General features: G+C 71.4%; 28 protein-coding genes and 1 pseudogene. 17 read left to right on the top strand and 12 right to left on the bottom strand.

Annotated features, from left to right (window positions below; genetic code table 11):
• Positions 1-167: 167 nt before the first annotated feature.
• Positions 168-698, top strand: coding sequence for an SMI1/KNR4 family protein (locus ABZ079_RS20855; RefSeq protein WP_356940898.1), 531 nt, complete (start codon positions 168-170; stop codon positions 696-698).
• 218 nt (positions 699-916) lie between these two features.
• Here ABZ079_RS20855 and ABZ079_RS20850 read toward each other — a convergent pair whose 3' ends face one another.
• A complete protein-coding gene (locus tag ABZ079_RS20850; protein ID WP_356940897.1) occupies positions 917-1,840 on the bottom strand; it encodes a LysR family transcriptional regulator in 924 nt (307 codons plus the stop codon).
• Between the two features lie 79 nt (positions 1,841-1,919).
• On the opposite strand from ABZ079_RS20850, the gene ABZ079_RS20845 reads away from it, so the two are divergent.
• Together ABZ079_RS20845 and ABZ079_RS20840 are read left to right on the top strand one after the other, a co-directional pair.
• Positions 1,920-2,933, top strand: coding sequence for an EamA family transporter (locus tag ABZ079_RS20845; RefSeq protein ID WP_356940896.1), 1,014 nt, complete (start codon positions 1,920-1,922; stop codon positions 2,931-2,933).
• Positions 2,934-3,061: 128 nt separating this feature from the next.
• Positions 3,062-3,754 carry an NAD(P)H-binding protein gene (locus ABZ079_RS20840; protein ID WP_356940952.1) on the top strand — a complete coding sequence of 231 codons (693 nt, stop codon included), beginning with the start codon at positions 3,062-3,064 and terminating at the stop codon, positions 3,752-3,754.
• A 101-nt stretch (positions 3,755-3,855) separates the two neighbouring features.
• Here the strand turns inward: ABZ079_RS20840 and ABZ079_RS20835 are convergent, their stop codons facing one another.
• Together ABZ079_RS20835 and ABZ079_RS20830 are read right to left on the bottom strand one after the other, a co-directional pair.
• Positions 3,856-4,749: a phosphorothioated DNA-binding restriction endonuclease gene (locus ABZ079_RS20835; protein WP_356940895.1), complete on the bottom strand. Its 894-nt coding sequence runs from the start codon at positions 4,747-4,749 to the stop codon at positions 3,856-3,858.
• Between the two features lie 352 nt (positions 4,750-5,101).
• Positions 5,102-5,539 (bottom strand): hypothetical protein, encoded by a 438-nt coding sequence (locus ABZ079_RS20830; protein WP_356940894.1) that lies wholly within the window; start codon positions 5,537-5,539, stop codon positions 5,102-5,104.
• A gap of 42 nt (positions 5,540-5,581) precedes the next feature.
• Here ABZ079_RS20830 and ABZ079_RS20825 point away from each other — a divergent pair, with 42 nt between their 5' ends.
• From ABZ079_RS20825 to ABZ079_RS20785, 9 genes are all read left to right on the top strand, one after another.
• Positions 5,582-5,884, top strand: a complete 303-nt coding sequence (locus tag ABZ079_RS20825; RefSeq protein ID WP_356940893.1) for a hypothetical protein — start codon at positions 5,582-5,584, stop codon at positions 5,882-5,884.
• A 281-nt stretch (positions 5,885-6,165) separates the two neighbouring features.
• Positions 6,166-7,482 (top strand): glutamate-1-semialdehyde 2,1-aminomutase, encoded by a 1,317-nt coding sequence (gene hemL / locus ABZ079_RS20820; protein ID WP_356940951.1) that lies wholly within the window; start codon positions 6,166-6,168, stop codon positions 7,480-7,482.
• Complete coding sequence (locus ABZ079_RS20815) at positions 7,479-8,192, top strand: histidine phosphatase family protein (RefSeq protein WP_356940892.1); 714 nt, start codon at positions 7,479-7,481, stop codon at positions 8,190-8,192. Before hemL ends, ABZ079_RS20815 begins: the two co-directional genes overlap by 4 nt.
• A gap of 149 nt (positions 8,193-8,341) precedes the next feature.
• Positions 8,342-9,631 carry a hypothetical protein gene (locus ABZ079_RS20810; protein ID WP_356940891.1) on the top strand — a complete coding sequence of 430 codons (1,290 nt, stop codon included), beginning with the start codon at positions 8,342-8,344 and terminating at the stop codon, positions 9,629-9,631.
• 115 nt (positions 9,632-9,746) lie between these two features.
• The gene (locus tag ABZ079_RS20805; protein ID WP_356940890.1) at positions 9,747-10,337 is read left to right on the top strand and encodes a TlpA disulfide reductase family protein; all 591 of its coding nucleotides are present in this window, start codon (positions 9,747-9,749) and stop codon (positions 10,335-10,337) included.
• Between the two features lies 1 nt (position 10,338).
• On the top strand, positions 10,339-11,109 hold the full coding sequence (locus ABZ079_RS20800; protein WP_356940889.1) for a cytochrome c biogenesis protein CcdA: 771 nt from the start codon (positions 10,339-10,341) through the stop codon (positions 11,107-11,109).
• 4 nt (positions 11,110-11,113) lie between these two features.
• On the top strand, positions 11,114-12,874 hold the full coding sequence (locus ABZ079_RS20795) for a cytochrome c biogenesis protein ResB (RefSeq protein WP_356940888.1): 1,761 nt from the start codon (positions 11,114-11,116) through the stop codon (positions 12,872-12,874).
• On the top strand, positions 12,871-13,971 hold the full coding sequence (gene ccsB, locus ABZ079_RS20790) for a c-type cytochrome biogenesis protein CcsB (RefSeq protein WP_356940887.1): 1,101 nt from the start codon (positions 12,871-12,873) through the stop codon (positions 13,969-13,971). The genes ABZ079_RS20795 and ccsB overlap by 4 nt, the downstream gene beginning before the upstream one ends.
• 25 nt (positions 13,972-13,996) lie before the next feature.
• Positions 13,997-14,449 carry an SRPBCC domain-containing protein gene (locus ABZ079_RS20785; protein ID WP_356940886.1) on the top strand — a complete coding sequence of 151 codons (453 nt, stop codon included), beginning with the start codon at positions 13,997-13,999 and terminating at the stop codon, positions 14,447-14,449.
• On the opposite strand, the gene ABZ079_RS20780 is transcribed toward ABZ079_RS20785, so the two are convergent.
• The 5 genes from ABZ079_RS20780 to ABZ079_RS20760 all read right to left on the bottom strand — a co-directional run bounded on the left by ABZ079_RS20780 (position 14,446) and on the right by ABZ079_RS20760 (position 19,627).
• Positions 14,446-15,993, bottom strand: a complete 1,548-nt coding sequence (locus tag ABZ079_RS20780; protein WP_356940885.1) for an ABC transporter substrate-binding protein — start codon at positions 15,991-15,993, stop codon at positions 14,446-14,448. The two genes, ABZ079_RS20785 and ABZ079_RS20780, sit on opposite strands and share 4 nt — an antisense overlap.
• On the bottom strand, positions 15,993-18,095 hold the full coding sequence (locus tag ABZ079_RS20775; RefSeq protein WP_356940884.1) for a hypothetical protein: 2,103 nt from the start codon (positions 18,093-18,095) through the stop codon (positions 15,993-15,995). Before ABZ079_RS20775 ends, ABZ079_RS20780 begins: the two co-directional genes overlap by 1 nt.
• A 71-nt stretch (positions 18,096-18,166) precedes the next feature.
• A complete protein-coding gene (locus ABZ079_RS20770) occupies positions 18,167-18,316 on the bottom strand; it encodes a hypothetical protein (RefSeq protein WP_356940883.1) in 150 nt (49 codons plus the stop codon).
• A gap of 27 nt (positions 18,317-18,343) precedes the next feature.
• The gene (locus ABZ079_RS20765) at positions 18,344-18,793 is read right to left on the bottom strand and encodes a nucleoside deaminase (protein ID WP_356940882.1); all 450 of its coding nucleotides are present in this window, start codon (positions 18,791-18,793) and stop codon (positions 18,344-18,346) included.
• Positions 18,794-18,865: 72 nt separating this feature from the next.
• Positions 18,866-19,627 carry a TioE family transcriptional regulator gene (locus tag ABZ079_RS20760; RefSeq protein ID WP_356940881.1) on the bottom strand — a complete coding sequence of 254 codons (762 nt, stop codon included), beginning with the start codon at positions 19,625-19,627 and terminating at the stop codon, positions 18,866-18,868.
• Positions 19,628-19,671: 44 nt separating this feature from the next.
• Between ABZ079_RS20760 and ABZ079_RS20755 the strand changes: the two genes are divergently transcribed.
• The gene (locus ABZ079_RS20755; protein ID WP_356940880.1) at positions 19,672-19,857 is read left to right on the top strand and encodes a hypothetical protein; all 186 of its coding nucleotides are present in this window, start codon (positions 19,672-19,674) and stop codon (positions 19,855-19,857) included.
• A gap of 8 nt (positions 19,858-19,865) precedes the next feature.
• On the opposite strand, the gene ABZ079_RS20750 is transcribed toward ABZ079_RS20755, so the two are convergent.
• Positions 19,866-20,840, bottom strand: coding sequence for a zinc-binding dehydrogenase (locus ABZ079_RS20750; protein WP_356940879.1), 975 nt, complete (start codon positions 20,838-20,840; stop codon positions 19,866-19,868).
• Positions 20,841-21,007: 167 nt separating this feature from the next.
• On the opposite strand from ABZ079_RS20750, the gene ABZ079_RS20745 reads away from it, so the two are divergent.
• Entirely contained in the window at positions 21,008-21,955 is a 948-nt protein-coding gene (locus tag ABZ079_RS20745; RefSeq protein ID WP_356940878.1) for a DMT family transporter, read from the top strand.
• On the opposite strand, the gene ABZ079_RS20740 is transcribed toward ABZ079_RS20745, so the two are convergent.
• The gene (locus tag ABZ079_RS20740) at positions 21,852-22,733 is read right to left on the bottom strand and encodes a LysR family transcriptional regulator (protein WP_356940877.1); all 882 of its coding nucleotides are present in this window, start codon (positions 22,731-22,733) and stop codon (positions 21,852-21,854) included. The genes ABZ079_RS20745 and ABZ079_RS20740 overlap by 104 nt on opposite strands.
• Before the next feature lie 13 nt (positions 22,734-22,746).
• Positions 22,747-23,049 (bottom strand): annotated as a pseudogene (locus ABZ079_RS20735) (PLD nuclease N-terminal domain-containing protein); the annotation flags it as partial.
• Positions 23,050-23,186: 137 nt separating this feature from the next.
• On the opposite strand from ABZ079_RS20735, the gene ABZ079_RS20730 reads away from it, so the two are divergent.
• On the top strand, positions 23,187-23,675 hold the full coding sequence (locus ABZ079_RS20730) for a DUF3515 family protein (RefSeq protein WP_356940876.1): 489 nt from the start codon (positions 23,187-23,189) through the stop codon (positions 23,673-23,675).
• 4 nt (positions 23,676-23,679) lie between these two features.
• Here ABZ079_RS20730 and ABZ079_RS20725 read toward each other — a convergent pair whose 3' ends face one another.
• On the bottom strand, positions 23,680-24,234 hold the full coding sequence (locus ABZ079_RS20725; protein ID WP_356940875.1) for a TlpA disulfide reductase family protein: 555 nt from the start codon (positions 24,232-24,234) through the stop codon (positions 23,680-23,682).
• A gap of 87 nt (positions 24,235-24,321) precedes the next feature.
• Here ABZ079_RS20725 and ABZ079_RS20720 point away from each other — a divergent pair, with 87 nt between their 5' ends.
• Both ABZ079_RS20720 and mqnP read left to right on the top strand, forming a co-directional pair.
• Positions 24,322-25,779, top strand: coding sequence for a menaquinone biosynthesis decarboxylase (locus ABZ079_RS20720; RefSeq protein ID WP_356940874.1), 1,458 nt, complete (start codon positions 24,322-24,324; stop codon positions 25,777-25,779).
• Positions 25,776-26,678 carry a menaquinone biosynthesis prenyltransferase MqnP gene (gene mqnP / locus ABZ079_RS20715; protein WP_356940873.1) on the top strand — a complete coding sequence of 301 codons (903 nt, stop codon included), beginning with the start codon at positions 25,776-25,778 and terminating at the stop codon, positions 26,676-26,678. Before ABZ079_RS20720 ends, mqnP begins: the two co-directional genes overlap by 4 nt.
• Positions 26,679-26,728 lie beyond the last annotated feature (50 nt).

Genomic DNA, 26,728 nt, shown 5'->3' with positions numbered 1-26,728 from the left:
GGGTGCCGGGCGGCCAGGACCACGGGCGGGGCCGCTCCATGAGGGCCGAGGACGTGAACGCGGCCGTGGCGGCGCACGGAGGTGGCGCTGTCGAGCCCCTGGCAACCGGGCGCCGTTCCGCCGGGGTCCGCGGGTGTGTTGTCGGCGTCCGTGGCTACGCTGCGCGCATGATCTCCGCCGAGGACGACCGCCGCTTCCCCGCCGCGCTCGCCGCCGCGCTGGCCCACCCGTTCGCGTACGACCACGGCGACGGGGTCGACTTCGAGCCCTTCGACGCCTTTCTCCCCGCCGAGGACACGACCGACTGGTTCCGGTCGTGGACCGGCAACCCGGACGTGCGCGGGGACGTCTTCCGGGTGTTCGGCAGCGACGGCACCGGTGGTTACGCGGCGTTCTGGCTGGTGCGCCCCGGCCGTGAACCCGCCGAGCAGCCGGTCGTCTTCCTCGGCTCCGAGGGGCAGACCGGCGTCGTCGCCCGCGATCTGGCCGACTTCCTGTGGGTCCTGGCCGACGGGCTGGGACCCATGGAGGCGATCGACGCCTACGGGGCGGGTGTCACCAGCCGCCCGGACGCCGGTCTGACGGCCGTGGCCGAGGGGTTCGCGCCGGGGCGCGGGCAGCCCGCCGCGACGCTGGTGGCGCTGGCCCGTGAGGAGTTTCCCGGCCTCGAGGACTGGGTCATGGAGTTGTGCCGCTGAAGGGGGCGCACCGACGGGACGCCGGCTACCGCCGGGCACCCTCGCCGCCCTGTACGACGCGCTGACCCGCGCCCGGCGACCTCCCCGCTGCACTGGTCCCCGGACCGGGGCCTGTACCGGGCCGCCGCGCACCCCACCACCCAGATCGTCGAGCACGGCCCTGGCCGCGCTCACCGCCGACGCCGCCGACCTGCTCACCGGCTCCGGCGCCGAGTTCCTCACCGGGCGGCCCGGAGGTCCTTCTCCCCCGGCCGGGGCCGGGAGCGGACCCCGAGGACGTCCAGCATCGCCAGGGTGGCCGGACTGGGGTTGAACCGGCTCCACGCCAGACACTCGACGCGATGCGGTCCGTCGGCCACCGGCACCAGCGCCAGTCCGGGATCACCGGCGGCCAGCGGCCGGATGAACGCCGACGGCAGCAGCGCGATGCCGAGCCCGCGCGCGATCAGCCGGGTGATCAGCTCGACGACACCGGCCTCGTACGCGACGTCACGGGCCAGGCCCGCGGCGGCGAACGCCCGATCGGACTGAGCCCGGCCGGGTGTTCCGCGCACGAAGTCCACGAAGGTCTCCTCGGCGATCTCCCGCAGTGTGACCTCGGAAGAGCCCGCCAGCCGGTGCCCGGCCGGCACGACCAGTACATGCTCGTCGTGATCGAGTACGACGGTCTCCACACCGGACGGCCGTTCGCCCTCCGGCAGACCGAGGAAGGCGATGTCCAGGTCGCCGTTCCGCACCGCCGCCGCCAGTTCGTCGCTGCGTCCGGAACGCAGGACGACGCGTACGTCCGGGTGCTGGGTGCGGTACCGCTGCAACAGCTCGGGTACGTCCACGGCGGCCGTCGTCACGATCACGCCGACGGCGAGCCGGCCGCGCACCACACCGGTCGCGGCGGCGGCGTCGGCGGCCGCGCGGTCCGCGGCGGCCAGACACTCCCGCGCGCCGGCGAGAAACGCCGCTCCGGCGCTGGTCAGCTCCACGCGGCGGCTGGAACGGGCGAACAGCTGGACCCCCAGCTCCCGTTCCAGGGCGGCGATCCGGTGACTGAGCGAGGACTGCACCACGAAGCAACGCTCCGCCGCGCGCGTGAAGTTGCGGGTTTCGGCGACGGCGACGACATAACGCATCTGCTGAAGGTCCACATGACCAATCGTCATCCTTCATAGCTGCCATGACAACCATGCTTTGGACTCATGGTGGGTTGCCGCCGAGACTCCTTGCATGGATTCCTCGACCGAGCGGTCTGCCGGCGCGCTGGGCAGCCCGTCCGCGCAGCAGGTGGCAACCGTCGCGCTGACCGCTCTCGCTCCTGCTTCGTGGGGCACCACGTACGTCGTCACCACGGAGCTGTTACCGCCCGGGCATCCGCTGTTCGCCGGGCTGATGCGCGCCCTGCCCGCCGGACTGCTCGGGATGGCGGTCACCCGCGTGTTCCCGCGCGGGGGCTGGTGGTGGAAGGCCGCCGTCCTCGGCGTGCTCAACATCGGTGCCCTCTTCCCCCTGCTGTTCCTGGCGGCCGAACGACTGCCCGGCGGTGTCGCCGCCACCCTCAGTGCCGCCCAGCCGCTGCTGGTCGCCGGATTGGCCGTCGCGGTGCTCCGCGACCGGCCGACGGCCTGGCGACTGACCTGGGGTCTGCTCGGCGTGCTCGGCGTCGGACTCGTCGTGCTCGGGCCGGAGGCCCGGCTGGACGCCGTCGGGGTCCTCGCCGGCCTCGGTGGTACGGCCGCCATGGCCGGCGGGGTCGTCCTCACCAAGCGCTGGGGCCGCCCCGCAGGAGTCGGTCCGCTGACCCTGGCCGGCTGGCAACTGACGGTCGGGGGGCTGCTGCTGCTCCCGCTCACCCTGGTGATCGAGGGAGTGCCACCGCGGATCGACGCCGGAGCCGCCGGCGGCTACCTGTGGCTGGGCAGCATGGGCGGGCTGATCGCGTACACGCTGTGGTTCCGGGGGATCGGCCGGCTGCCGGTCGGCGCGTCGGCTCCGCTGGTACTGCTGTCTCCGCTCGTCGCGACCGTCATCGGCATCGCACGGGGCGAGTCGCTGAGCCTGCTGCAGTCCCTGGGCTTCGTCCTCGCCCTGGCCGCCATGCTGGCCGCACAGCTCGATCCCCCGAAGCCGTCCGGCCGTGCCGTGCCGCGCGGCGGGCCGGCGCGAGGGCGCGCGCGAGAAGTCGAGCCGCACAGGCCCGAGTTCGACGAAGACCACCAACTCCGAGAGGACCGGGCCCGATGAAGACAGGCTCGATGAACGCAGGGCCGATGGAGACGGGCTCAACGGAGGCACGTTCCATGAAGGCAGGGTCGATGAAGGCAGGGTCGATGGAGGCAGGGTCGATGGAGGCGGGTTCCACGGGGCCGGACATGACGATCGCCGTGCTCGGTGCCACCGGGATGGTCGGCAGCCGGGTGATCAACGAGGCCGCCGCACGCGGACACCGGGTGCTCGCGCTCTCCCGGAAGCCCGCGAGCGCGGACCCCGCTGACCCGGACGTGACACCGATCGCGGTCGACGCGCAGGACCCACACGCCGTACGCGAGGCCCTCACGGGCTCCGCCTCGACCGGTGCCGTGGACGCCGTGGTGCTGACCCTGCGCACCGCACCGGTCGACGAGGAGTTCCTGGTCGGCGCCACCCGCACGGTGCTGGACATCGCCGCGCGGCTGGGTATCCGCGTCCTCGTGGTCGGAGGCGCCGGTGCGTTGCGCAGCCCCGACGACCGTGAGCTGCTCATCGCGGACAACCCCGCGTACGTGCCAGCCGAGGTGAAGGACGTGGCCGCCGCCGGCATAGCTCAGCTACGGACCTGCCGGGCCCACGGCGGTGCCGACTGGGTCTACCTGAGCCCACCGGCCCTGCTGCTGCCCGGTGAACGGACCGGCCGCTACCGGCGCGGTACCGACACCCTGCTCACCACCGCCGGCGGGCGGTCCTGGATCAGCGCCGAGGACCTGGCCGCCGCCGTGCTCGACGAACTCGAAACGCCGGGCCCCGAACACCACATCACGGTCGTCCATCACGACGAGGCCCGTCGGCCTGAGGGCGGCGCTTCGTGATGCCCTGACCGCCTGGCGGCCGCTGCGGCGCATGGCCGGGGGCAGGGGGCGAAAACCCCGCCCGAAACCAGCGAAACGGTGTCTCGCGGGGGCCACAGCGGTCAGGTGGCCGTGCCAGGGCGTGGCTCGCCGTGGAAGACCTGACGGGCGTGCCAGTCGCGGTGAGCTGTGGCGACAGGGCGCGCGCCGGGCTGTGGGCCGACGAGTGGGCGGCCTGCGAGGGCCACGACGTGCTCGCGGGCGGCGGGGCTGTGGCCGACGAAGCGCTGCGAGACCAGGATGCGGTGATCGTCTCCCACACCGAGGACGCCCTTGTCGAAGAGCTTGTGGTGCAGCGCGCACAGGCACAACCCGTTATCGATCTCGTCGGGGCCGCCGAACGCCCACCAGCGCACATGGGCGGCCTCCAACCCGACCGGTACCGCGCCGATCCTGCCGTCGTACCCGCAGAAGGCGCACCGGTACTCGTAGGCGGTCAGTACCAGTTCCCGCATCCGCGGGTCCCGCTGCCTGCGTACCGCCGAGAGCTGCTCGGCCTCCGCCAGCTCCAGTCCCAGGCCGACGGCTTCGCACAGTTCCCCGTGCAGGGAGGGCGCGAAGTGCAGGTCGAGCAGCAATCGCGCGACTCTCCCGAGGAGTTCCGGTTCCCGTCGCAGCGCGGCTCTCAGGTCCGGCGCCAACCGCCCATTGGCGCCCGTCTCCCGGAGGTCCCGTACCCCGCTTCCGGGACTGCCGGGCCCGCGATCGGTGCGCACCTCCCATACGCCGTCGCCGACCAAGTGGTGGAAGGGGTAGGCGGGCGTCGTCTTGTTCGGCGGGCCGTACTCGGCAAGGAGCCGCTGCAGATCCTGCTCCACCGCGCTGTATCGCAGGCCGCCCTCCGCATCCCGCTGGAACCGGCCGAGGGCGTACAGGAGCAGCAGCGGCTTGTGCGGAGCGCGGGTTCCGCTCCTGGTCCACTGCCTCAGCTTCGCGATCCGCTCCAGCCAGTCCATGACGGCTGATCGTAGACAGGCACTCCGCTCCGGCGCCCGGTGATGTGGATGGCCAGGCACGTTGCACACCCGGGAACAGGGCGCGGGCGCTGTCGAGGTCCGGGACGACGAGGATTCCGTCGGCCGTGACGAGGTTCGCGTCCGGGTCTCTCCGGCCGGCTGGTGATCGAGCCGCTCACGAAGAACTTGCGGTCGGCTGTGCCGGCGACGCGCCCGAGGGTCCGCAGGAGGGGGCCAGCGGGACCGGGTGGCGGCAATGTGCCCTCCTTGTGCCCTGGCCCGCCTGACGGCCCCTCCCGGCACATGACGGGGGCGGGGTCGGCAAACCCCGCCCGAACCAGCGAAACCCAGGTCAGGGCCACACCAGGCAGTAAGCCTGATGCCCCGCGTCATGCAACCGGTGCGAGAAGTCCTGCCACTCGTGGAGCAGCTGGTACACATTGAACGCGTCCCGCGGGCCGCCCCGGTCCGGGACCGTCGACCAGATGAAGGCCGCTGCGCCGACCGCCTCCTCGCCGATGCCGCGCAGGGGGTCGACGACCGTCATGGGGAGCTTGACGACCGCGTAGTCGGGGTGCAGGACGACCAGTTCCAGGGGCGGCACCTTGTGCAGGGGTACGCCTTCGATGCCGGTCAGCACCATCGCGGCCATGGTCTCCGGCTTGATCTTGGTGAACATGCCGTTCATGCCCAGTTCGTCGCCACCGAGTTCCTCGGGGCGCATCGAGATGGGGACGCGGGCCGCGGTCGCACCGTCCGGCGCGCCGAAGTATTTGTACGTCACCCCCACTCGACCACCCTTCCTGCTTCCCGCCCCGAGGCGGTCGGCCCGGTGGTCGAGCCGGCGGTCGATCGGTCGGTCCAGCTGCCGGTGCGGGTGCTGGTCGGCCTGCCGGTCCAGCTGCTGGTCGATCTGCCACTCCGGCTGCTGGTCGATCCGGTCGATCTGCCGGTCGTACCGCTCGGGCTCACTCGGTACACCCTGTGCCTGACGTGCGTCAGTCTGACGTGTTTCGGTTGTTTCCTCCGCGTCGCGCCGGTGCCTTCCCCGCCGGGCACGTCGAGGACCCAGGTCATCAGTCCCCTCGCCCAGTCCGCCACCGCGATGCATATCTCCACCCGACTGCTTTTCTAGGACGCGTGGCCCCCGCCGCGCAACCCGATCATCGTGTCAGTGACCTCCCCCACGGCCGCCCGCCGAAACGTGCGGTGGACAACAGTCCACGGGGAACTTCCCGGCCTCTGATCATTACGTGCGTAGGAGCTGTGTGTATCAGGTTTCAGTCTCGCAGATGGCGGACGGCAACGCTTTGATCTTGAGGTCGTCCGCTGTCCGGACGGGGCGCGGCCTACCCTGAGGGGGTCACCACGCAACCGGAGTCCGAGAAGTCGGAGAACTCGCACGTCATGAGTGCCCTGAGCGAAACGCCCTATCCGTACGAAGCGCCCGCGTCCCAGGCGCTCTTCGACCGTGCCTCCGCCGTCACGCCCGGCGGTGTGAACTCCCCGGTGCGCGCCTTCCGCGCCGTCGGCGGCACCCCGCGGTTCATGGTGTCGGGGAAGGGGGCCCACCTCACCGACGCCGACGGGCGCGAGTACGTCGATCTCGTGTGTTCCTGGGGGCCCATGATCCTCGGGCACGCCCACCCCGAGGTCATCGCCGCCGTCCAGGAGGCCGTGGCCCGCGGTACGTCCTTCGGTACGCCCGGTGAGGGCGAGGTCGCGCTCGCCGAGGAGATCGTCGCCCGCGTCGCGCCCGTCGAGCAGGTCCGGCTCGTCAGCAGCGGGACCGAGGCGACCATGTCGGCCATCCGGCTCGCCCGCGGGTTCACCCGGCGGGCCAAGGTGATCAAGTTCGCCGGGTGCTACCACGGGCACGTGGACTCGCTGCTCGCCGCGGCGGGCAGCGGTGTCGCGACCTTCGCGCTGCCCGACACCCCGGGCGTCACCGGTGCCCAGGCCGGCGACACGATCGTGCTGCCGTACAACGACCTGGAGGCCGTGCAGGAGGCCTTCCACCGGCACCCGGGCGAGATCGCCTGCGTGATCACGGAGGCCTCACCCGGCAACATGGGCGTCGTGCCGCCGGACCCCGGGTTCAACCAGGGGCTCAGGGACGCCTGCCACAAGAACGGCGCCCTCTACATCTCCGACGAGGTGATGACCGGGTTCCGGACCAGCAGGAGCGGCTGGTACGGGGTCGACGGGGTCACCCCCGACCTCATGACCTTCGGGAAGGTCATGGGCGGTGGCTTCCCCGCCGCCGCCTTCGGCGGACGCGCCGATGTCATGGCCCACCTCGCGCCCGCCGGGCCCGTCTACCAGGCCGGCACCCTCTCCGGGAACCCGGTCGCCACGGCCGCCGGGCTCGCCCAGCTGCGGCTCCTCGACGACGCGGCGTACGAGAAGGTGAACGCCGTCTCCACGCAGATCCAGTCCCTCGTCACCGAGGCGCTGAGCAAGGAGGGCGTCGCGCACCGGCTGCAGACCGCCTCCAACATGTTCTCCGTGTTCTTCACCGACCGGCAGGTGCGGAACTACGAGGACGCCAAGCGGCAGGAGTCGTTCCGCTTCACCGCGTTCTTCCACTCGCTGCTGTCGAACGGCGTCTACCTGCCGCCGTCGTCCTTCGAGTCCTGGTTCGTGTCCACGGCCCACGACGAGCGGGCCATCCAGAAGATCGCCGACGCCCTTCCGGCGGCGGCCCGGGCGGCTGCGGAGGCCACCGCGTGAGCAACAACACCGGCAACGCCGGCGACAAGGACATCACCGTCGTCCATCTCCTGCGGCACGGCGAGGTCGCGAACCCGGACGGGATCCTCTACGGGCGGCTGCCCGGGTACCACCTGTCCGAGCTGGGCCGGCAGATGGCCGACCGGGTCGCCGAACACCTCTCCCCGCGGGACGTCACCTATGTCTGCGCCTCCCCGTTGGAGCGGGCGCAGGAGACCGCCACCCCGATCGCCAAGGCGCACGGTCTCGACCTGGACACCGACGCGCGGCTCATCGAGGCCGAGAACGTCTTCCAGGGCAAGACGTTCGGGGTCGGGGACGGCGCCCTGCGCAAGCCGGACAACTGGAGGCACCTCGTCAACCCGTTCCGGCCGTCCTGGGGCGAGCCGTACGTCGACCAGGTCGTGCGGATGATGGGCGCGCTGAACGCCGCCAAGGACCAGGCGCGCGGGCACGAGGCCGTGCTGGTCAGCCATCAGCTGCCGATCTGGATCGTGCGCTCGTACGTCGAGCGGCGGCGGCTCTGGCACGATCCGCGCAAGCGGCAGTGCACGCTCGCCTCCCTGACGACTTTCACGTATCGGGGCGACAAGATCGTCTCGGTGGGCTACAGCGAGCCCGCCATCGATCTCGTCCCGGTCCATCTGCGGGCCGGTGCCAAGCCCCAGAAGGGCAAGGGCACGGTCCAGGGGAAGGCCTTCGGGGCCTGACGCGAACCGTTTCTGACGGTCCGTTTGAAGTGGCTTGGAGCATCTTTACGTAATTCGTTACGAAAAGCATACAAATTAGCGGAACCCCCCCGATCGTCGCGCCCTCTGACTGGGTGACCACCAGCAGGCGCGACGAATCGGGGATCTCCATGCGCACCACCTCCCGCACCTTCTCCCGGAGGGGCGTACTCGGCCTCGGCGCGGGCACAGCCGCCGCCGGTCTCGTCGGCTGCGGGAGTCTCGAGTCCTCGGACGGTGTCGGGCACCCGGGCGGTTCCGGCAAGGGGAAGGCCGAGCCGGGAGGGGAGAGCGGCGCGCGTCCGGCCCGGCCCATCGGTGACGGCTCCACCTCCTTCACCGGCAGGCAGCCCCACCAGCCGGCCAAGCCCGAGCCGATGGAGCCGGGGCAGACCCCGCCGCAGTTCGTGATCTTCTCCTGGGACGGCGCCGGCGAGGTCGGCAACGGACTCTTCCCGCGCTTCCTGGACCTCGCCAAGGAGCACGGCGCGAGCATGACCTTCTTCCTCTCGGGGCTGTATCTGCTGCCCGAGTCGAAGAAGCGGCTGTACGAGCCCCCGAACAACCCGCGCGGCGCCTCCGACATCGGCTACCTCACCGATGAGCACATCAAGGCCACGCTCACCAACGTCCGCCGGGCCTGGCTCGAGGGCCACGAGATCGGCACCCACTTCAACGGGCACTTCTGCGCCGGCCACGGCACGGTCGCCAACTGGACCCCGCAGCAGTGGCGGAGCGAGATCCGGCAGGCCAAGGCGTTCGTGAAGGAGTGGCGGACGAACACCGGGTGGACCGATCTGCCGTCGCTGCCCTTCGACTACGACAAGGAGCTGGTCGGCGGTCGTACGCCCTGTCTGCTGGGCCAGAACAACCTGCTGCCCACCGCCCGCGAGCTGGGCTGGCGCTATGACGCCTCCTCGCCGGGCGGCCGTCAGCTGTGGCCGGGGAAGCGGCTGGGGATCTGGGACCTGCCCTTGCAGCAGATACCTTTCCCCGGACGTTCTTTCGAGGTCCTGTCCATGGACTACAACATGCTCGCCAACCAGTCGGTCAACTCGACCAAGGCGCCCGCCTACAACTACCCGGGCTGGCGGAAGCAGTCCGCGCAGGCGTACATCCAGGGATTCAAGCGGGCATACGAGACAAACCGGGCGCCGTTCTTCGTCGGCAACCACTTCGAGCAGTGGAACGGCGGCATCTACATGGACGCCGTCGAGGAGGCCTTCAAGCACATCGCGCGGGAGAAGGAGAAGGGCGCCGATGTGCGGCTGGTCTCCTTCCGGCAGTTCGTGGACTGGATGGACGTGCAGAAGCCCGAGGTGCTCGCCAGGCTGCGGACGCTGGAGGTCGGGCAGCGGCCCGCCGGGGGCTGGAAGGAGTTCCTGCGGGGCACCAAGTCGGCGTCTTCGGACGCCGCCTGAGGGCATCCGGGGCATGCTGCCCGAAATATCCCGTGTAAATACGCCCTGAAATGCGGTTTTCCGCCCCGCAGGGGGGTGCGCGAGATCCCCGGAACAGGCATGCGAAACTTTTCACATGAGTACCCGTAGCCGCGCCGTCCTGCTCAGTGCCGTGGCCGCCGTCGCGTCGCTGACCCTGTCCGCGTGCGGTGAGGGCGGCACCTCCGGCGGCGGTGGTGACACCCACTTCGTCACCGGCCACAACGGCATCGACACCGCGCCCCGGAGCGAGCGGGCCACGGCACCGGACCTGTCCGGCGAGACCATCGACGGCAAGGCCCTGGACGTCGCCGACTACAAGGGCCAGGTCGTCGTCGTCAACGTCTGGGGCTCCTGGTGCGGGCCGTGCCGGGAGGAGGCGAAGTACTTCGCCAAGGTCTCGAAGGACTACGCCGGCAAGGGCGTGCAGTTCGTCGGCATCAACACCCGGGACACCAGCACCACCCCCGCGCTCGCCTTCGAGAAGGAGAACGGGATCGGCTACCCGAGCCTGTACGACCCCACGGGCAAGCTGATGCTCCGCTTCAAGAAGGGCACCCTCAACCCGCAGCTGATCCCCTCCACGCTCATCATCGACAGGGACGGGAAGGTCGCGGCGCGGGCGCTGGAGCCCCTCGACGACACGAGCCTGCTGAAGATGATCAAGCCGGTCCTGGCGGAGAAGTGACGTGAGCGCGATTCTGACGCTGGCCGCGACGGGTCAGAACGAGACCGTGCTCCACGGCGCCCTGCTGGTCTCCGCACCGGTCGCGCTGCTCGGCGGCCTCGTCTCCTTCTTCTCGCCCTGTGTCCTTCCGCTGGTCCCCGGCTACCTCTCCTACGTCACCGGGGTCGCCGGCACCGACCTGGCCGAGGCCCGGCGCGGACGGATGGTCGCCGGTGCCTCCCTGTTCGTCATCGGCTTCAGCGCCGTGTTCGTCTCGGGCGGGGCGCTGTTCGGCTACTTCGGCTCGACCCTGCAGGAATACAAGGACCCGCTGAGCAAGGCGCTCGGTGTGCTCATGATCCTCATGGGTGTGTTCTTCATGGGGCTGATGCCCTGGTTCACCCAGCGTGAGTTCCGCTTCCACAAGCGGCCGGCCACCGGACTGGTGGGCGCGCCCCTGCTCGGTGCCCTGTTCGGTATCGGATGGACGCCCTGTCTCGGCCCGACCCTCTCATCGGTGAACGCGCTCTCCTGGAACGAGGCGAGTGCCGGGCGCGGCGCCCTGCTGACGGTCATCTACTGCCTCGGCCTCGGCGTGCCCTTCGTGCTCACCGCCGTGGCCTTCCGCAAGGCCCTCGGCGCCTTCGCCTGGGTCAAGCGCCACTATGTCTGGGTGATGCGCATCGGCGGCACGATGATGATCGTGACCGGTGTGCTGCTGCTGACCGGTGCCTGGGACGGCCTGGTACAGCAGATGCAGACCTGGTCCAACGGCTTCACTGTGGGGATCTGACGCGATGAGCACGACTTCCAAGACCGAGCCCGGCAACTCCCCGGACGCAGCGGAGGGCCGGGAGCAGGAGGACCTGGGGGCGGCGGGCTCCCAGCTGTCCACCGCGCCCCGGGAGGAGCTGTCGAACGCGCCCGGCCTCGGCGTCATCGGCTGGGCCCGCTGGTTCTGGCGGCAGCTGACCTCCATGCGGGTCGCGCTGCTGCTGCTCCTGCTGCTCTCGCTCGGCGCGATCCCCGGCTCGCTGATCCCGCAGAGCGGTGCCGACGCGAGCAAGGTCGAGGACTTCCGCGCCGCCCACAGGACGCTGGCGCCGGTCTACGACAAGCTGGGCCTCTTCCACGTCTACAGCTCGGTGTGGTTCTCCGCGATCTACATCCTGCTGTTCGTCTCCCTCATCGGCTGCATCGTCCCGCGCACCTGGCAGTTCGTCGGCCAGCTGCGCGGTCGTCCGCCAGGCGCGCCCAAGCGACTGAACCGGCTGCCCGCCTACACGACGTGGCGTACGGAGGCCGATCCCGAGCAGGTCCGCGAGGCCGCGCTCGCCCTGCTGAGGAAGCGCCGCTTCCGCGCCCACGCCGCCGGTGACGCCGTCGCCGCCGAGAAGGGCTATCTGCGCGAGGTGGGCAACCTGATCTTCCACATCGCGCTGATCGTGCTGCTGATCGCCTTCGCCTCGGGGCAGCTGTACAAGTCGGACGGCACGAAGCTGATGGTGGAGGGCGACGGCTTCGCCAACGCGATCCCGATGTACGACGACATCCAGTCCGGCCGCCTGTTCATCAGCGACGACCTGGTGCCCTTCAGCTTCGACCTGAAGGACTTCGAGGGCACCTACGAGGTGAGCGGCCCCAACAGGGGCACACCGCGCACCTTCGAAGCGAAGATCAAGTACAGCAAGGGCGCCTACGGCAAGGAACAGTCGACCACCATCAAGGTCAACGAGCCGCTGAAGATCGACGACGCCAAGGTCTACCTCGTCAGTCACGGCTACGCGCCCGTCATCACCGTTCGCGACGGCAAGGGCAAGGAGGTCTTCCACGACGCCGTGCCGCTGCTGCCGCTCGACGGCAACATCACCTCCAACGGAGTGGTGAAGGTGATGGACGGCTATCGCAACGCCCAGGGCCAGAAGGAGCAGCTCGGCTTCCAGGCCTTCTTCGTGCCGACCTTCGACGCGAACAGCGGCACGATGCTCTCCCGGTTCCCGGCGCTGGTGAACCCGCTGCTGGCGGTGAACGCCTACCACGGCGACCTCGGCGTCAACGGCATCCCGCAGAGCGTGTACCAGCTCGACAAGACGCACATGAAGGCGTTCAAGGACGGCAAGGGCGCGCTGCTGAAGAAGCTGCTCCAGCCGGGCGACACGCTCACGCTGCCGAACGGTGCCGGGTCCATCACCTTCGAGAAGGACATCAAGGAATGGGCCGGCTTCGAGATCGTCCAGGAGCCGGGCGGCGGCTGGGCGCTCGGCGGTGCCCTCGCCGCGATCTTCGGTCTGGCCGGCTCCCTGTTCATCCAGCGCCGCCGCGTGTGGGTGCGGGCGGTGCGCGGCGCCGACGGCGTCACGGTCGTCGAGATGGCCGGGCTCGGCCGCAGTGAGTCCGCCAAGCTGCCCGAGGAACTCGGCGACCTCGCCGGAACCCTCTACGACCAGGCGCCGGGGGCAGCCGGCCCCGGCGAGGACCCGGACGACGACTCCACCGAACACTCCACCGACGACTCCGCCGAATCCCCAGTCGTACCTGCCGAAGGGGCTGAGAAGTGACTCTCGCCGCCGCAACCGATCTCGCCGTCGCGACCAACGAACACCTGGCGAGCACCAGCAACACGCTGATCTACTCCTCGATGGCCGTGTACACCCTGGCCTTCTTCGCGTACATCGCCGAGTGGCTCTTCGGCAGCCGCAGCAAGGTCGGCCGGACGGCCGCCGCGCTCACCGCCGCCGGCGCGCAGAAGGCGAGCGGGCCCGCCGTCACCGTCAGGCAGTCCGGCGGGACCGCCGTGCTGGAGCGACCCAAGATCGTCGTCCGCTCGGCGTCCGGCGCGCGGGACGTGCCGGACGGGCCCGGTGCGCACGGCGGGGACGAGCAGGGCGACCTCTACGGGCGTATCGCCATCTCCCTCACCGCGCTCGCCTTCCTGGTGGAGCTGGGCGGGGTCGTCTGCCGCGCGGCCTCCGTGGAGCGGGCGCCGTGGGGCAACATGTACGAGTTCAACATCACCTTCTCCACGGTCGCCGTCGGCGTGTACCTCGGGCTGCTGGCGCTGAAGAAGAACGTGCGCTGGCTCGGGCTGTTCCTGATCACCTCGGTCCTCCTCGACCTCGGTCTCGCCGTCACCGTCTTGTACACCGCGAGTGACCAGTTGGTTCCCGCCCTGCACTCGTACTGGCTGTACATCCACGTCTCCACCGCGATCTTCTGCGGCGCGGTGTTCTACGTCGGCGCGGTCGCCACGATCCTGTACCTGTTCAAGGACTCGTACGAGAACAAGCTCGAGGCCGGCGGCAAGCCCGGCTCCTTCGCGACCTCGGTGCTGGAGCGGCTGCCCGCCGCCGCGTCCCTCGACAAGTTCTCCTACCGGGTCAACGCGGCCGTCTTCCCGCTGTGGACGTTCACGATCATCGCGGGTGCGATCTGGGCGGGCGACGCCTGGGGCCGCTACTGGAACTGGGACCCGAAGGAGACCTGGTCCTTCATCACCTGGATCGCCTACGCCTGCTACCTGCACGCCCGTGCCACGGCCGGCTGGAAGGGCCGCAAGGCCGCCTACCTGGCGCTGCTCGCCTTCGGCTGCTGGCTGTTCAACTACTACGGCGTCAACATCTTCGTCAGCGGCAAGCACTCCTACGCGGGCGTGTAATCGTCTGGTCGGTGACACTGGTGTCATGAGCGGTTCCATCGAACAAGGCACCAGCCAGACGCACGGGAACACGCACATACTCCACTTCCTGGTGCGGATCCCGCGGCGCATGGAGGACGTCTGGTCGGCGGTGGCCACCCCCGAGGGGCTCGGGGGCTGGTTCACCGCCGTCGACGTACTGGAACCCCGCCTCGACGGTGCCGTCACCCTGCGTGACCTGGGTGCCGGGCGGGTCACCGCGTGGGACGTGGACCGGGTCGCCGAGTACACCGTCGGGGACGGCGGGCGGCTCCGGTTCCATCTCGAGCGGGACGGGGACCAGGGAACCGTGCTGCGCTTCACCCACGAGTTCCAGGACGAGGGGGAGACCGAGTCCGGCTGGCGCGCCCGATTCGAACGGTTGATCGCCGTCCTGGAGCCCTCGCCGGACGCTCCCGGACAGGAACCCTCGCAGCCCCTTCCCGGCCAGTTCACCTAGGACGGCGGCAGGCACTCCTTCCCCGGCGGCTTCCCTTCCGGCCAGGCGATCCGGACGAAGCGCGAGCCGCCCTGCGGGGTCAGCTCCACGATCGGCACGGCCTTGTCGTAGGGGTTGCCGTGCACGTCCAGGCAGATCCAGCCGCTCGCCCCGTCCACCCGCAGCGACCCCTTGACCTGCGGCCACTGCAACCCCACGTCCGCGAGTGCCGGAACGCTCCCGCCGCCCGGCACCGCCTCGCGGATGCCGTGCACGGCCAGCCGCAGGGTGTCGTAGCCGATGATCAGCTGCCCGTCGTCCAGGGCGACGGAACCGATCGGGCCCACCGGCTTGCGCCCGGCGGCCGTCAGCAGCTTCTTCAGCGACGTGAAGTCCGCCGCCGAGCCGCCCGTCCGCACCGGGTCCTCCGTCCAGGCGTCCGGGTGGGCCAGGGAGGTGTAGCGCACCGAGAGGTTGTGCCGCAGCGCCGCGCGGTCCAGATCCTTCTCGTGGGTCAGGTAGGAGGCCTCGTCGCCCGTCAGCACCGTGAACCTCCGGTCCTGGCAGCCGCGCCCGCCGAGCGCGTTGATGAACTGCCGCAGCTGGGTGTGCCGGCCCGCGAACAGGATCGTGTCCGTCTCACGGGAGGTGTCGCACACCAGATGCGTGATCTGCCGGAAGGTGTTCGCGGTCGTGCCCTCCGCACTGCGGTCGGCGGGCGGGGTGAACGGCTGCGGCTCGTACGGCGAGCCCTTGATCAGCGCCGCGAACGACTCCTGCAGCGTCCGCGTGTACGGGTCGCCGGGCTTGTCGTACACCAGCAGCGCCTTGCCCGCGCTCACCTTGGCGAAGGAGGCCAGCGCGCGCGCCTCGTCGGTGTTGGTCGGCGAGACCCGGGCGAGGCCGGGGTAGGGATCCTTGCCCCGCTGCCCGTTGGCGAGGTCGTCGGCGGTGATGGAGGAGCCGATCACCGGGATGTGGCGCCGGGCCAGCTCCTTGACGGCCTTCTTGTTGGCGTCGGTGCTCTGCCCGATGCCGGCGACCGCGCGCAGCCGGTCCGCGCCGGTCGTCATCCGGGTCAGCTGGTCGACCGTCCGCCGCCAGTGGCCGCCCGTCGCCCCCGGGTTGGCCAGCACCAGCCGGATCTGCGGGGCCTCCCCGTTGGCGTCGTGGTTGGCCTGGTACTGCGCCAGATAGGCGCCCTGGAGCTGGTGCTGGATGTCGTTCAGACTGGTCGGGGAGGTGGAGGTGTACGGCAGCATCAGCGCCACCGTCACCTGGCCGCCGGGTTCGAGCCGGTCGTTCTCCCGCCCGATCGCCCGTACCACATCCCGCAGTTGGGCCTGCCCGAAGTCGTACGGGCCGGTCGCCACGCCCACGCACTCCGGGCTGCCCTCCGGCCGGCTCACCCCGGGCGCGCACGAGCGGTCCTCGTGGGTGAAGGCCCGTACCGCGAACACCAGGCCGGTCACCAGGGCCGCCGTCACCAGCAGCGCGAGGTAGCGGCGCAGCGGGATCTCCCACACGCCCTCGCGCACCCACGTCCCCACACCCCAGCGTGCCATCAGGCCTCCCCGCTCCGGTCGTCCGGGCCGTCGTCCGCGTTGCCGGGGTCGTCGGGTCCGTCCATCGGACGCCCGGCGAGCACCGCCGCCGGCCAGTCCCGCGAGGCCCGCCACAGCAGCGCGTTGCCCGCCGGCCGCAGGTTGGACAGCTGCTCCAGCTCGAAGCGGGCCCGGTCGCACACCTGCGGGTCGGGCAGCACCAGCGGATCCGCCAGCTGCCACACCGCGTGCAGCAGCCGCCGTATCCGCAGATGCAGTACGGCGTCCGCGCCCTCCGGCACAGCTTGTTCGGCGTCAGTGCGGCCCAGCGCCACCGCGGCCCGCCGGTCGCCGGGGCCGCCGAAGTCGCGGCCCTCGGCGTCGTGCGCGTGGAAATAGGGCGCGGACGCGATGAACCGCAGGGTGCGCAGCCAGGCACCGGGATCCGCGGTCGGGAAGGTGTCGCGCAGATGGGCGACCGCCGACTCCGTGAGACCCAGGGCGAGTTCGTGGTGCAGCCGGTAACGGGCGTGTTCGGCGGCGGTGTAGTGGGCGATCAGCGTCTCGTGCGCGGTACGCCAGGACACATGGTCCGCGTCGCGCAGGTGCAGCCGGAGCAGCAGCAGGGTGCGTACGAACGGGTCGCCGACGAACCGGCCCGGCACGGCGGGCAGTCCCTCCTCGGCGAGCAGCGTCTGCAGGGCCCGTACGCTCGCCGGCCCGAAGGTGTCCGGGAGCAGTTCCGCGGCCAGCGCGCAGGCCGAGCCGTGGTCGTGGGCGGCGGCCAGCACGGTCAGCTCCTCCAGGTGCTCGGCTGGCACCAGCCGGTCCAGCAGCGCCTCGTAGACGGGCCGGCCGGGCCGGTCCTCGGCGGGCCGTGTCTCCGCGGTGAGTAGCTCGCCCAGCGCGGACGCCCCGGGCAGATGCTGCGCGGCCGCCTCGGCGAGCAGCACGATGCCCAGCGGGTTCCCGCCGGTCAACCGGTGGGTGGCAGGAGGGAGGTGGGGCGGCAGGGCCGTGTCCTCGCAGACCGCCCCGACGATGTGCAGCGTGTCGTCCGGGCTCAGCGGCGGCAGCCTGAGCAGCAGCGCCCGCGAGGAGGGCGCCACGTCCGGTGTCCAGTCGCTGCGCCGGGCCACCTCCGGCAGCTCCCGCCGGACCGCGCTGCGCAGTTCCTCGCGGCCCTCACCCCGCCGGGCCGCGACGAACGCCACCTGGTCGGCGATGCCCTCGGCGCGGTCGCGCAGCACGGCCGCCACGAGCCCCGGGCCCGGCGCCGACTGCGCGTTGTCGACCAGCACCAGCGGCCGGCCGAGCCGCTGCATCCGCGGCAGCACGCCGGCGTACGCCTCCGTCAGATCGGCCAGCAGCGCCCGCACCAGATGCCGTTCGGCGTGCTCCCGCGAGGTGCCGCCCGCCCGGAAGTGCCCGGACAGCAGGATCAGCCCGCGCTGGGCGTTCCCGCCCGCGTTCGGATACGTCCGGTACCAGACGGACGCCTTCTGGTGCCGGCGGCTGGTGAAGCCCTCCGCGACGGACTCCAGCGTCGCCTCGATGGCACCCGACACCAGCGGTCCGGTGCCGGTGGCCGCGGCGACCACCTTGGCCGCCACCTTCCCGGCCCAGCGCCCGGCCAGCCCGCTGATCCACGAGCCGCTCTCGTTCAGCAGCAGGATCCGCTCGACCTCGCGGCGGATCCGCTCGGAGTCGGCGTCGCCCCAGCCGCCCGCGGCCACCGCGACCAGGCCCGACATCAGCCGCGGGAAGGTGATCCGCCCGGCGCCCGTCACCGGCGCCGCGAGCTGCTCGGCGAGGACCAGCAGCGCCTGCGCCAGCGGCGACCAGGACTCGGCGGGCCGGCCCGCGGGCGGACCCGCGAACTGGTCCTCCGCGCAGTCGATCAGCGCGACCGGCGTATGTCCCTTGTAGGAGTCCCGCAACTCGGCGAGGACCGCGCTCTTGCCGAGGCCGCGCGCCCCGGTCAGCACCACGAACGGCGGCTCGTCCGGGTGCTCCAGCGGATGACCGCGATGGTGATGGGGGCGCATGCCCACCAGTCGCGGCGCCAGGCCGGCCGGATCGACATCGAACAGCGCCCCACGTCCGTGCAACCGTCTGTGCACCGCATCTCCCCCTCAACAGCAGTGTAGAAAGGGTGAGTTGCTTCGTACCAGGGTCAGTGGTGTCCGTTGTGTTACGAAACCGCCGGGAGACTCCCGTGGGCCACCGAGGCGACGCGGTCCCGCAGCCGCTCGACGTACAGCCGCGACTTCTCCGCCGCCACGTCCGTCTCCGGGCACCGGCTCGCCGGCCGCAGCCCTTCGTGCGGCAGGTTCACACCCACGGGTCGATGGCCGGGACCGGGACGGGTTCACGCACCGATGTCCTCGTTCCACAGGTCCGGGCTGTCCTTGACGAAGGCGCGCATCATCGCCACGCACTCCGGGTCGTCCACGAGCACGATCTCCACTCCGTGCCCGGCCAGCCAGTCGTGGCCGCCGTGGAAGGTCGTGGCCTCGCCGATCACCACCCGGGAGATGCCGAACTGGCGGACCAGGCCGCTGCAGTACCAGCAGGGGGAGAGGGTGGTGACCATGGTCGCGCCACGGTACGTGCGCTGCCGGCCCGCCGCGCGGAAGGCCGCCGTCTCGGCGTGCGCCGAGGGGTCGTCGTCCTGGACGCGGCGGTTGCGGCCGCGGCCGAGGAGGGCGCCGTCCGGGCCGTAGAGGGCGGCACCGATGGGGACGCCGCCTTCGGCGAGGCCGGCGCGGGCCTCCTCGACGGCGGTGGCCAACCACGCGCGGGCCTGCTGTTCGTCCATGCCCTTACTCTGCTGCGCCGGGAACCCCGGGGCAACGCGCGGGCACACCGAGCGGGGGGCGGCCGGCCGCGATCACCCGGGTGCTGGTCCCGGCCCGGCATCGAGGTGGTCGGCGTCGAGGTAGCCGGCCAGGGCGCCGGCGCCCTTGAGCATCGCCCGGGTGCGGGCCGTCAGGGTCCGCTCGCGGGTGTCGAGCGCGGCCCGCAGCGCCTCCCGGCCGCCCTCCCGGCGCAGCTCGTCGAGGATCGGGCGGATCTGGTCGAACAGATGGTGGCCGCGGCGCAGGGAGTGGATCACGCGAGCGTCGCGGAGGTCGGCGGGGGAGTAGGTCCGGTAGCCCGTGCCCCGCTCGCGGCCCGGGGCGAGCAGCCCGGCGTCCTCCCAGACCCGCAGCGTGGAGGTGCGGACACCGAGGAGGGCGGCCACCTCGCCGATGCGCAGGGCGCCGGACCGCGGCGAGGGGCGATCTTCGGCCAAGTTCTCCAGCGCCGCCCGGGTGGCCTCCAGGGCCTCGCGCTCACCGTGCAGGCCCGCGTGGGCCGCGTCCACCAGGGCCAGGGCGGCCGGGGTGTCGCGGGCGTGCACGGTCCGCATGATCCGGGCCGCGGTGGTGGTGCCATACCCCTGCGCCAGGGAACGGTACGTCAGCAGGGCGTGCCGGTGCGGTTCGCCGAAGCGGCGGTAACCGGAGGCGGTGCGCTCGGCCGGGGGCAGCACGCCCGCGTCCTCGTAGTTGCGGATCTGCTGCGTGGACAGGCCGGCCAGGCGGGCCAGGTCCACGGGCCGGAGCCGGTCACGGCCCGCCGCTCCGTCTGCACGGCCACCGGCGTTCATATCTCCTCCGCCCCGCCCGGGGTTCCTCTCGGCTCCGCCTCGGTGTGCACGAGGGGCGGTACGCCGCCGTCAAGCAGGTGCTGCCGTCGGTCGTCGGCGAGGACAAGGACTTCGTCCGCCGCTTCGGGCACGAACTCGACAACCTCGCCCGGCTGCCCGCCGGCGCCACCGCACCGCTGCTCGCCGGCGACCGCCGGCGGCCACGGCAGCAGGGCGATGAACCCGGTTGACGTACCGCTCACGCACCCACGCGCAGCAGCAGCTTGCCCGTGCTGGTCCGTCCCCCCATCAGCCGGTGGGCCCGTGCCGCGTCCTCCAGGGCGAACTCGGCCGTCACCGGGAGCGCCACCGTCCCGTCGGCCGCCTTCGCGAACGCCCGCTCCGTCAGCCGGCGCAGTGCGGCCGGGTCGGTCGCGGCAAGGGTGAGGATGGAGAAGCCGGATACGGAGACGCCGAGTGGGTACAGCTCGGGCTGGCCGACGGTCCACGGCTCGGCGGAACTCGCGTTGCCGAAGGAGACCAGGCGCCCGAAGACGGCCAGCGAGGCCAGTCCGGCGCGCAGGGTGTCGCCACCGACGGGGTCCAGGACGAGGTCGACGCCCCGACCGCCGGTCGCCTGCCGCACCGGCTCCTGGAAGGCGCCGACGTACACCTCGTCGTAGCCGTGCTCCTTGGCGTAGGCGGCCTTCGCCGCCGAGGACACCACCCCGTACACCGCTCCGGCGCCCGCCGCCCGCGCCAGCTGGCCGACCGCCGTGCCGATGCCGCCCGCCGCGCCCTGCACGAGCAGCGTCTCGCCGGGCTGGAGCCGGCCCACGGAGTGGACCAGCGCGTACGCCGTCGGCAGGACCGTCGGCAGGGTGGCCGCGATGCGCGCGTCCAGCCCGGCGGGCAGCGGGAAGACGGTCGTCGCGTCGGCCACGGCCACCTCCGCGTACGCGCCGCTCTCCGTCAGCGCCACCACCTCCTGGCCGACGGCCAGGCCGGTGACGCCGGCGCCGAGCGCGCGGACGCGGCCGGAAACCTCGAGACCGGGGACGTACGGCAGCCGGGGCACCCGGTACCCCTCCGCGCGGGCCTTCAGGTCCGCGAAGTTCACCCCCGCGTAGGCCACGTCGATGCTCACCTGCCCCGGCCCGGGCTCCGGCACGTCGACCGTCACCACCGTCAGCACCTCGGGCTCGCCGTACTTCTGGAACTCCACCGCGCGCATGGGCCGCCTCCCGTTGGCTGCTCGTCGGATCTCGACTGCTCTCCCAGGGACGAACACCCGGCGACGCCTCGCTGATTCCGCCGCATCGGCGGCACCGATGGGGTCATCGGCAGGGCGCCCCACTGGCGCGTGGACCGGCACCTCGGGCCGCTCGTAGCTTCTTGGGCATGACCCCGGAGAACAAGGGCACGGCCCAGCTGGCGATCGCGATGGTGCTCTCCGGCACCCTCGGTGTCTTCGTCGTCGAGTCGGGCGCCTCACCCTTCAACGTCGTCTTCTTCCGTGTCCTGTTCGGCGCCCTGGCGCTGGGCTCGTACGTCGCCGCCCGCGGCTGGCTGCGCGGCCACGGGTTCACTCCCCGCACCTTCGGACTGGCCGTTCTCGGCGGCGTTTTCATCGTCTTCAACTGGATCCTTCTCTTCCAGTCGTACGAGAACACGTCGATCTCGGTCGCCACGGTCGTCTATCACACACAGCCGTTCTACGTGGTCCTGCTGGGTGCCCTGTTGTTCCGCGAGCGCCTCACCGCCGCCAAGGCCGGCTGGATCGCGCTGGCCTTCGCGGGCCTGATCCTGGTCTCGGGCGTCACCCCGGGCGACTTCGCGAGCGGCGGCACGTATCCGACCGGTGTCGGCCAGGCACTCCTGGCCGCCCTGCTGTACGGCCTGTCCACGCTGGTCACCAAGCGGATCACCGGCGTACGCCCGCACCTGATCGCCCTCGTCCAGGTCCTGGTCGGTATCCCGCTGCTGCTGCCCTTCGCGGACTTCGGCGCGATGCGGGGCACGGGCGCCGACTGGGGCTGGCTGGCCGGGCTCGGTCTCATCCACACCGGAGTGATGTACGTCCTGATGTACGCCGCCTACGCCCGGCTGGCCACCGCGAAGATCGCCGTACTCGCCTTCGTCTACCCGGCCGTCGCCATGGTCATGGACTGGGCGGTGTACGGCCACCACATCGGGCTCGTCCAGGCGCTGGGCGTCCCGCTGATCGTGACGGCGAGCCTGAAGGTCACCCTTGCCCGGAAGTCAACTTCCGCGCCTGCTCCACGAACAGCCGGGCATGCGCCGGAAGCCGTTTCCCGGACCGCCACGCCAGCTGCGTGCGAAGCGTGAACGGCGGCTCCCACGCGAGCCGTACCAGGGAGCCCTCCGCGAGTTCGGCGGCGACCGTCACCTCGGGCAGCAACGTGATCCCGAGGCCGGCCGCCGCCGCGCGCTTGGTCGCCTCGATCGTGCCGAACTCCATGAACTCCACCGGCTTCAGCACCGACAGCTCCCGCTCGAACAGATCCCTGTAGGCGCAGCCCGGCTCGGTGGCCAGCAGGGGCCGCCCGGTCAGATCGGCCGTCGCGACCGGCTCTCCGGCCAGCGCGTCTCCGGGTGCCGCGACCAGCGCCAGCGGCTCCACCCCCAGCACCGCGCCGTCCAGACCCGGGTGCTCGGTCTCCTCCTCCATCGCAAAACCGACGTCGTAGGTCCCCTGCCGCAGCGCCCGCCGGGTCTCGTCGCCGATGGTGGTCCGCAGGGCGAGCCGCACCTTGGGGTGGCGGTGATGAAAGTACTCCAGCAGCGGGGGCAGCCGGTAGGAGGTCAGCGACTCCATCGTGCCGACGGTCAGGGTGCCGGACGGCTCCTCCGGCTCGGTGACGGCCGCCCGGGCCTCCTCGGCCAGCTCGATGATCTGACGGGCGTAGGGCAGCAGCCGCTCGCCCGCCTCGGTCAGCCGGATCCGGCTGCCGAGCCGGTAGAACAGCTCGACGCCGAGGGAGGTCTCCAGCGCCCGGATCTGGCCGGTCACGCTGGACTGCGCGTAGGCCAGCTCGGCCGCCGCCCGCGTGAGGCTCAGGACCGTGGCGGCCTTCTCGAAGGTGACGAGCAGCCTGAGTTCCATGGGGTCAGTCGTTGTTCCTCGGGTCGTCCTTGTCCAGGGACTTGAGGAACTCGGGGTTGTCGTCGGGGGCGACCCAGGTGGCGGCGGTGTTCCGGTGCCACTGCGACGGGGTGGAGCCGTTCGCGGGGACGTGCCGCACCTTGCCGGTGATCAGCCAGGCGACCGGGCCGACCAGCACCTCACCGAAGAGCAGGATGACGATCACCCACACCACCTTCGGCAGGTGGCGCACCTCTTCCTCGGGCGTGTTCAGGCAGTCCACGAAGGCGTAGATCCACAGCGCCAGGACCAGCAGGAACGGCAGATACCTGAGCATGGTCGTGCGATCTCCCGACGATGTGAGACGGCCCCGGTGACCGGGCCAGGGTAGCGGGTGGCCATGATGGTTGCTCCTTGATCGCTGATCGCTGATCGCCGGTCGGCGGCCGGGAGCGGGAAACGGGGGAAGGCACGATGGGGGATCGCAGGCGCAGGACCTGGGCGGCGGCCGGGGTGGCCGCGAGCGGCCTGGTGGTCGCGGGGGTGCTGGTGGCCCAGGAACTGTCCTCGCCGGTGTTCGGTATGCGGCAGGGCCCGCTGGCGATGGACCCGGCATGTGCGCGGATCGCCGGCCACTACCCGGACCGCCTGGACGGCAACCGGCGCGACCGGATCACCTTCGAGGGGCTCGCGGTGTGGGGCCACGGGGCGGTGCGGCTGCGCTGCGGCCTGATTCCGCCGGCTCCGACGAAGGATCCGTGCTTCGCCGTGAACGGGGTGGACTGGGTGCTGCGGGAGGCCGCCTCCCGGGGCGGCCGGAAACTCCTCGTCACCTACGGCAGACGGCCGGCCGTGGAGGTGTCGCTCGCGGACTCGGTACGGCAGACCGACGCCGTGCTCCTGGAGCTGAGCCGGCTCGTCGCACCGGTACGGCAGAACGATCGGTGCCTGACCAGCGGTTGACCGGTCAGTGGGCCTTCTCCCGCAGCAGCGGGCGCGTGATGTCCCGGACCTCCGCCTCCGTGAGCGTGCTGAGACACAGGCCCGCTATCTTCCCTTCCCGGTCGATGAGCAGCGTGTACGGCACCGCCTGGGGCCGGTATCCCCGGGGGAGCAGGGCGAGGCGCCGGCCGTCGGGATCGTGCAGGCTCGGGTAGGCCAGGTCGTGGTCGCGCTGGAACGCCAGGCCCCCGGCCCTCTGGGCATCCGTGTCCACGCCCAGCACCTGCACGCCCTTCGCCGACAAGTGCCGCTGTGCGCGCGAGAGTTCGGGCGCCTCGGCACGGCAGGGGCCGCACCAGGAGGCCCACATGTTGAGGACGACGACCTTGCCGCGGTAGTCGGAGAGGCGGACCGGCTTCCCGTCGAGGGTGGTGCCGGCGAGGTCCGGTGCGGCACGGCGGTCGGCGGCCGGTACGCGGGTCAGCGGCGAGTCGGAGGTGCCGCCCGCCTCCTGACCGGGCGAGCACGCGGCGAGAGCGGACAGCAGGGCGAGGACCGGCAGCCGACGGTGACGTCTCATGATCGACGAGTATCCCAGCCGCCCCGCCGCCCCTCGGTGCCGCCCCGGTGACCCGTCCGGGACGGCGGGTGGCCGATACTGGGACGCATGGCTTACGACGATCTTCGCTCCCTGCTGCGGGCGCTGGAGCGCGAGGGAGACCTCAAGCGCATCAAGGCCGAGGTCGACCCCTACCTGGAAGTCGGGGAAATCGTCGACCGGGTGCAGAAGTCCGGCGGACCGGCGCTGCTCTTCGAGAACGTCAAGGGTTCCGCGATGCCGCTCGCGATGAACGTCTTCGGCACCGACCGGCGGCTGCTGAAGGCGCTGGGCCTGAAGTCGTACGGCGAGATCTCCGAGAAGATCGGCGGCCTGCTGCGGCCCGAGCTGCCGCACGGCTTCGTCGGCGTCCGCGAGGCCTTCGGCAAGCTCGGCGCGATGACGCACGTGCCGCCGAAGAAGGTGAAGTCCGCGGGCGCGCCCGTGCAGGAGGTCGTCCTGCACGGTGACGAGGTCGACCTGGAGCGGCTCCCGGCGCTCTTCACCTGGCCCAAGGACGGCGGCTCCTTCTTCAACCTGGGCCTGACGCACACCAAGGACCCCGAGACCGGCATCCGGAACCTCGGCCTGTACCGGCTGCAGCGCCACGACAAGCGCACCATCGGCATGCACTGGCAGATCCACAAGGACAGCCGGAACCACTACCAGGTGGCGGCGCGGCGTGGCGAGCGCCTCCCGGTCGCGATCGCCTTCGGCTGCCCGCCGGCCGTGACGTACGCCTCCACCGCACCGCTCCCCGGCGACATCGACGAGTACCTCTTCGCCGGGTTCATCGCGGGCAAGCGGATCGAGATGGTCGACTGCAAGACGGTCCCGCTCCAGGTGCCGGCGAACGCCGAGGTCGTCCTGGAGGGCTGGCTGGAGCCGGGCGAGATGCTGCCCGAGGGCCCGTTCGGCGACCACACCGGCTTCTACACCCCGCAGGAGCCGTTCCCGGCGCTGCGGATCGACTGCGTGACCATGCGCAGGCGCCCGCTGCTCCAGTCGATCGTCGTGGGCCGCCCGCCGACCGAGGACGGCCCGCTGGGCCGCGCCACGGAACGCTTCTTCCTGCCCCTGCTGAAGATCATCGTCCCGGACATCGTGGACTACCACCTGCCCGAGGCCGGCGGCTTCCACAACTGCGCGATCGTCTCGATCGACAAGAAGTACCCGAAGCACGCGCAGAAGGTCATGCACGCGATCTGGGGGGCCCACATGATGTCCCTGACCAAGCTGATCGTGGTCGTGGACGCCGACTGCGACGTCCACGATCTGCACGAGGTCGCCTGGCGGGCCCTCGGCAACACGGACTACGCCCGTGACCTCACCGTCGCCGAGGGCCCCGTCGACCATCTCGACCACGCCTCCTACCAGCAGTTCTGGGGCGGCAAGGCGGGCATCGACGCCACCAAGAAGTGGCCGGAGGAGGGATACACCCGTGACGGCGGGTGGCCGGACATGGTCCTGTCGGACCCGGATACGGCGGCTCTGGTGGACCGCCGCTGGAAGGAGTACGGCCTGTGAGTTCCGCGTCCGCCGCAGTCCCCCGGCCGGGACGCACCAAGGCGTTCCTGCGCCTGGTGATGATCGAGCACTCGGTCTTCGCGCTGCCCTTCGCCTACATCGCCTCGCTCACGGCGATGTACGAGTGGGACGGGAACATCCACTGGGGCCGGCTGCTGCTGGTCACGATCTGCATGGTCGGGCTGCGTACGTTCGCGATGGCGGTCAACCGGATCATCGACCGCGAGATCGACGGCCGCAACCCCCGTACGGCGCACCGGGAACTCGTGACCGGCGCGATGTCCGTCCGGCACGCCTGGACGGGCGCCCTCGTCGCGCTGGTGGTCTTCCTCGGGGCCGCGGCTCTCCTGAACCCCCTGTGCCTGGCCCTGGCGCCGGTCGCGGTGATCCCGATGGTGGTCTACCCCTACGGGAAACGCTTCACCGACTTCCCGCAGGCCATCCTGGGGCTCGCCCAGGCCATGGGCCCGATCGGCGGCTGGCTGGCCATCTCCGGCTCCTGGTCCTGGGAGGCGGTGGTCCTGGGCCTCGCCGTGGGCGTCTGGATCGGCGGCTTCGACCTGATCTACGCCTGTCAGGACGTCGAGACCGACCGCGAGACCGGTGTCAGGTCGGTCCCGGCCCGCTTCGGGATCCCGGCCGCGATCTGGGGCGCGCGGGCCTGTCACACGGTGACGACGGCCCTGTTCGCCTGGTACGCCCTGGCCACCCACGCCGGTGCCTTCTTCTGGCTGGGTCTGGCGATCGTGGCGGGCGCGTTCGTCTACGAGCACCGCATCGTGCGCCCGCACGACCTGTCCCGCCTGAACCGGGCGTTCTTCTCGGTCAACGGCTTCATCGGCATTGCCCTGTTCGTGTGCGCGCTGCTCGATCTCCTGGTGCGTGGTCTGACCGTCTGACTGGCCCCGGTCGCCGCCCCGCCGCCCCGCGGCGTGCGACCCGGCCTGAG

This window comes from Streptomyces sp. NPDC006314 (assembly GCF_040613075.1).
In the GTDB taxonomy this organism is placed as follows: Bacteria; Actinomycetota; Actinomycetes; order Streptomycetales; family Streptomycetaceae; genus Streptomyces.
Note: the sequence above shows the minus strand (reverse complement) of the source record. Positions and strands in the feature narration are given on the sequence as shown.

Coding starts and splice junctions, on each gene's coding strand:
- ABZ079_RS20855 (WP_356940898.1), top strand. CDS start 168: ATGATCTCCGCCGAGGACGACCGCCGCTTCCCCGCCGCGCTCGCCGCC.
- ABZ079_RS20845 (WP_356940896.1), top strand. CDS start 1,920: ATGGATTCCTCGACCGAGCGGTCTGCCGGCGCGCTGGGCAGCCCGTCC.
- ABZ079_RS20840 (WP_356940952.1), top strand. CDS start 3,062: ATGACGATCGCCGTGCTCGGTGCCACCGGGATGGTCGGCAGCCGGGTG.
- ABZ079_RS20835 (WP_356940895.1), bottom strand. CDS start 4,749: ATGGACTGGCTGGAGCGGATCGCGAAGCTGAGGCAGTGGACCAGGAGC.
- ABZ079_RS20810 (WP_356940891.1), top strand. CDS start 8,342: ATGCGCACCACCTCCCGCACCTTCTCCCGGAGGGGCGTACTCGGCCTC.
- ABZ079_RS20805 (WP_356940890.1), top strand. CDS start 9,747: ATGAGTACCCGTAGCCGCGCCGTCCTGCTCAGTGCCGTGGCCGCCGTC.
- ABZ079_RS20795 (WP_356940888.1), top strand. CDS start 11,114: ATGAGCACGACTTCCAAGACCGAGCCCGGCAACTCCCCGGACGCAGCG.
- ABZ079_RS20785 (WP_356940886.1), top strand. CDS start 13,997: ATGAGCGGTTCCATCGAACAAGGCACCAGCCAGACGCACGGGAACACG.
- ABZ079_RS20780 (WP_356940885.1), bottom strand. CDS start 15,993: ATGGCACGCTGGGGTGTGGGGACGTGGGTGCGCGAGGGCGTGTGGGAG.
- ABZ079_RS20765 (WP_356940882.1), bottom strand. CDS start 18,793: ATGGACGAACAGCAGGCCCGCGCGTGGTTGGCCACCGCCGTCGAGGAG.
- ABZ079_RS20760 (WP_356940881.1), bottom strand. CDS start 19,627: ATGAACGCCGGTGGCCGTGCAGACGGAGCGGCGGGCCGTGACCGGCTC.
- ABZ079_RS20750 (WP_356940879.1), bottom strand. CDS start 20,840: ATGCGCGCGGTGGAGTTCCAGAAGTACGGCGAGCCCGAGGTGCTGACG.
- ABZ079_RS20745 (WP_356940878.1), top strand. CDS start 21,008: ATGACCCCGGAGAACAAGGGCACGGCCCAGCTGGCGATCGCGATGGTG.
- ABZ079_RS20740 (WP_356940877.1), bottom strand. CDS start 22,733: ATGGAACTCAGGCTGCTCGTCACCTTCGAGAAGGCCGCCACGGTCCTG.
- ABZ079_RS20730 (WP_356940876.1), top strand. CDS start 23,187: ATGGGGGATCGCAGGCGCAGGACCTGGGCGGCGGCCGGGGTGGCCGCG.
- ABZ079_RS20725 (WP_356940875.1), bottom strand. CDS start 24,234: ATGAGACGTCACCGTCGGCTGCCGGTCCTCGCCCTGCTGTCCGCTCTC.
- ABZ079_RS20720 (WP_356940874.1), top strand. CDS start 24,322: ATGGCTTACGACGATCTTCGCTCCCTGCTGCGGGCGCTGGAGCGCGAG.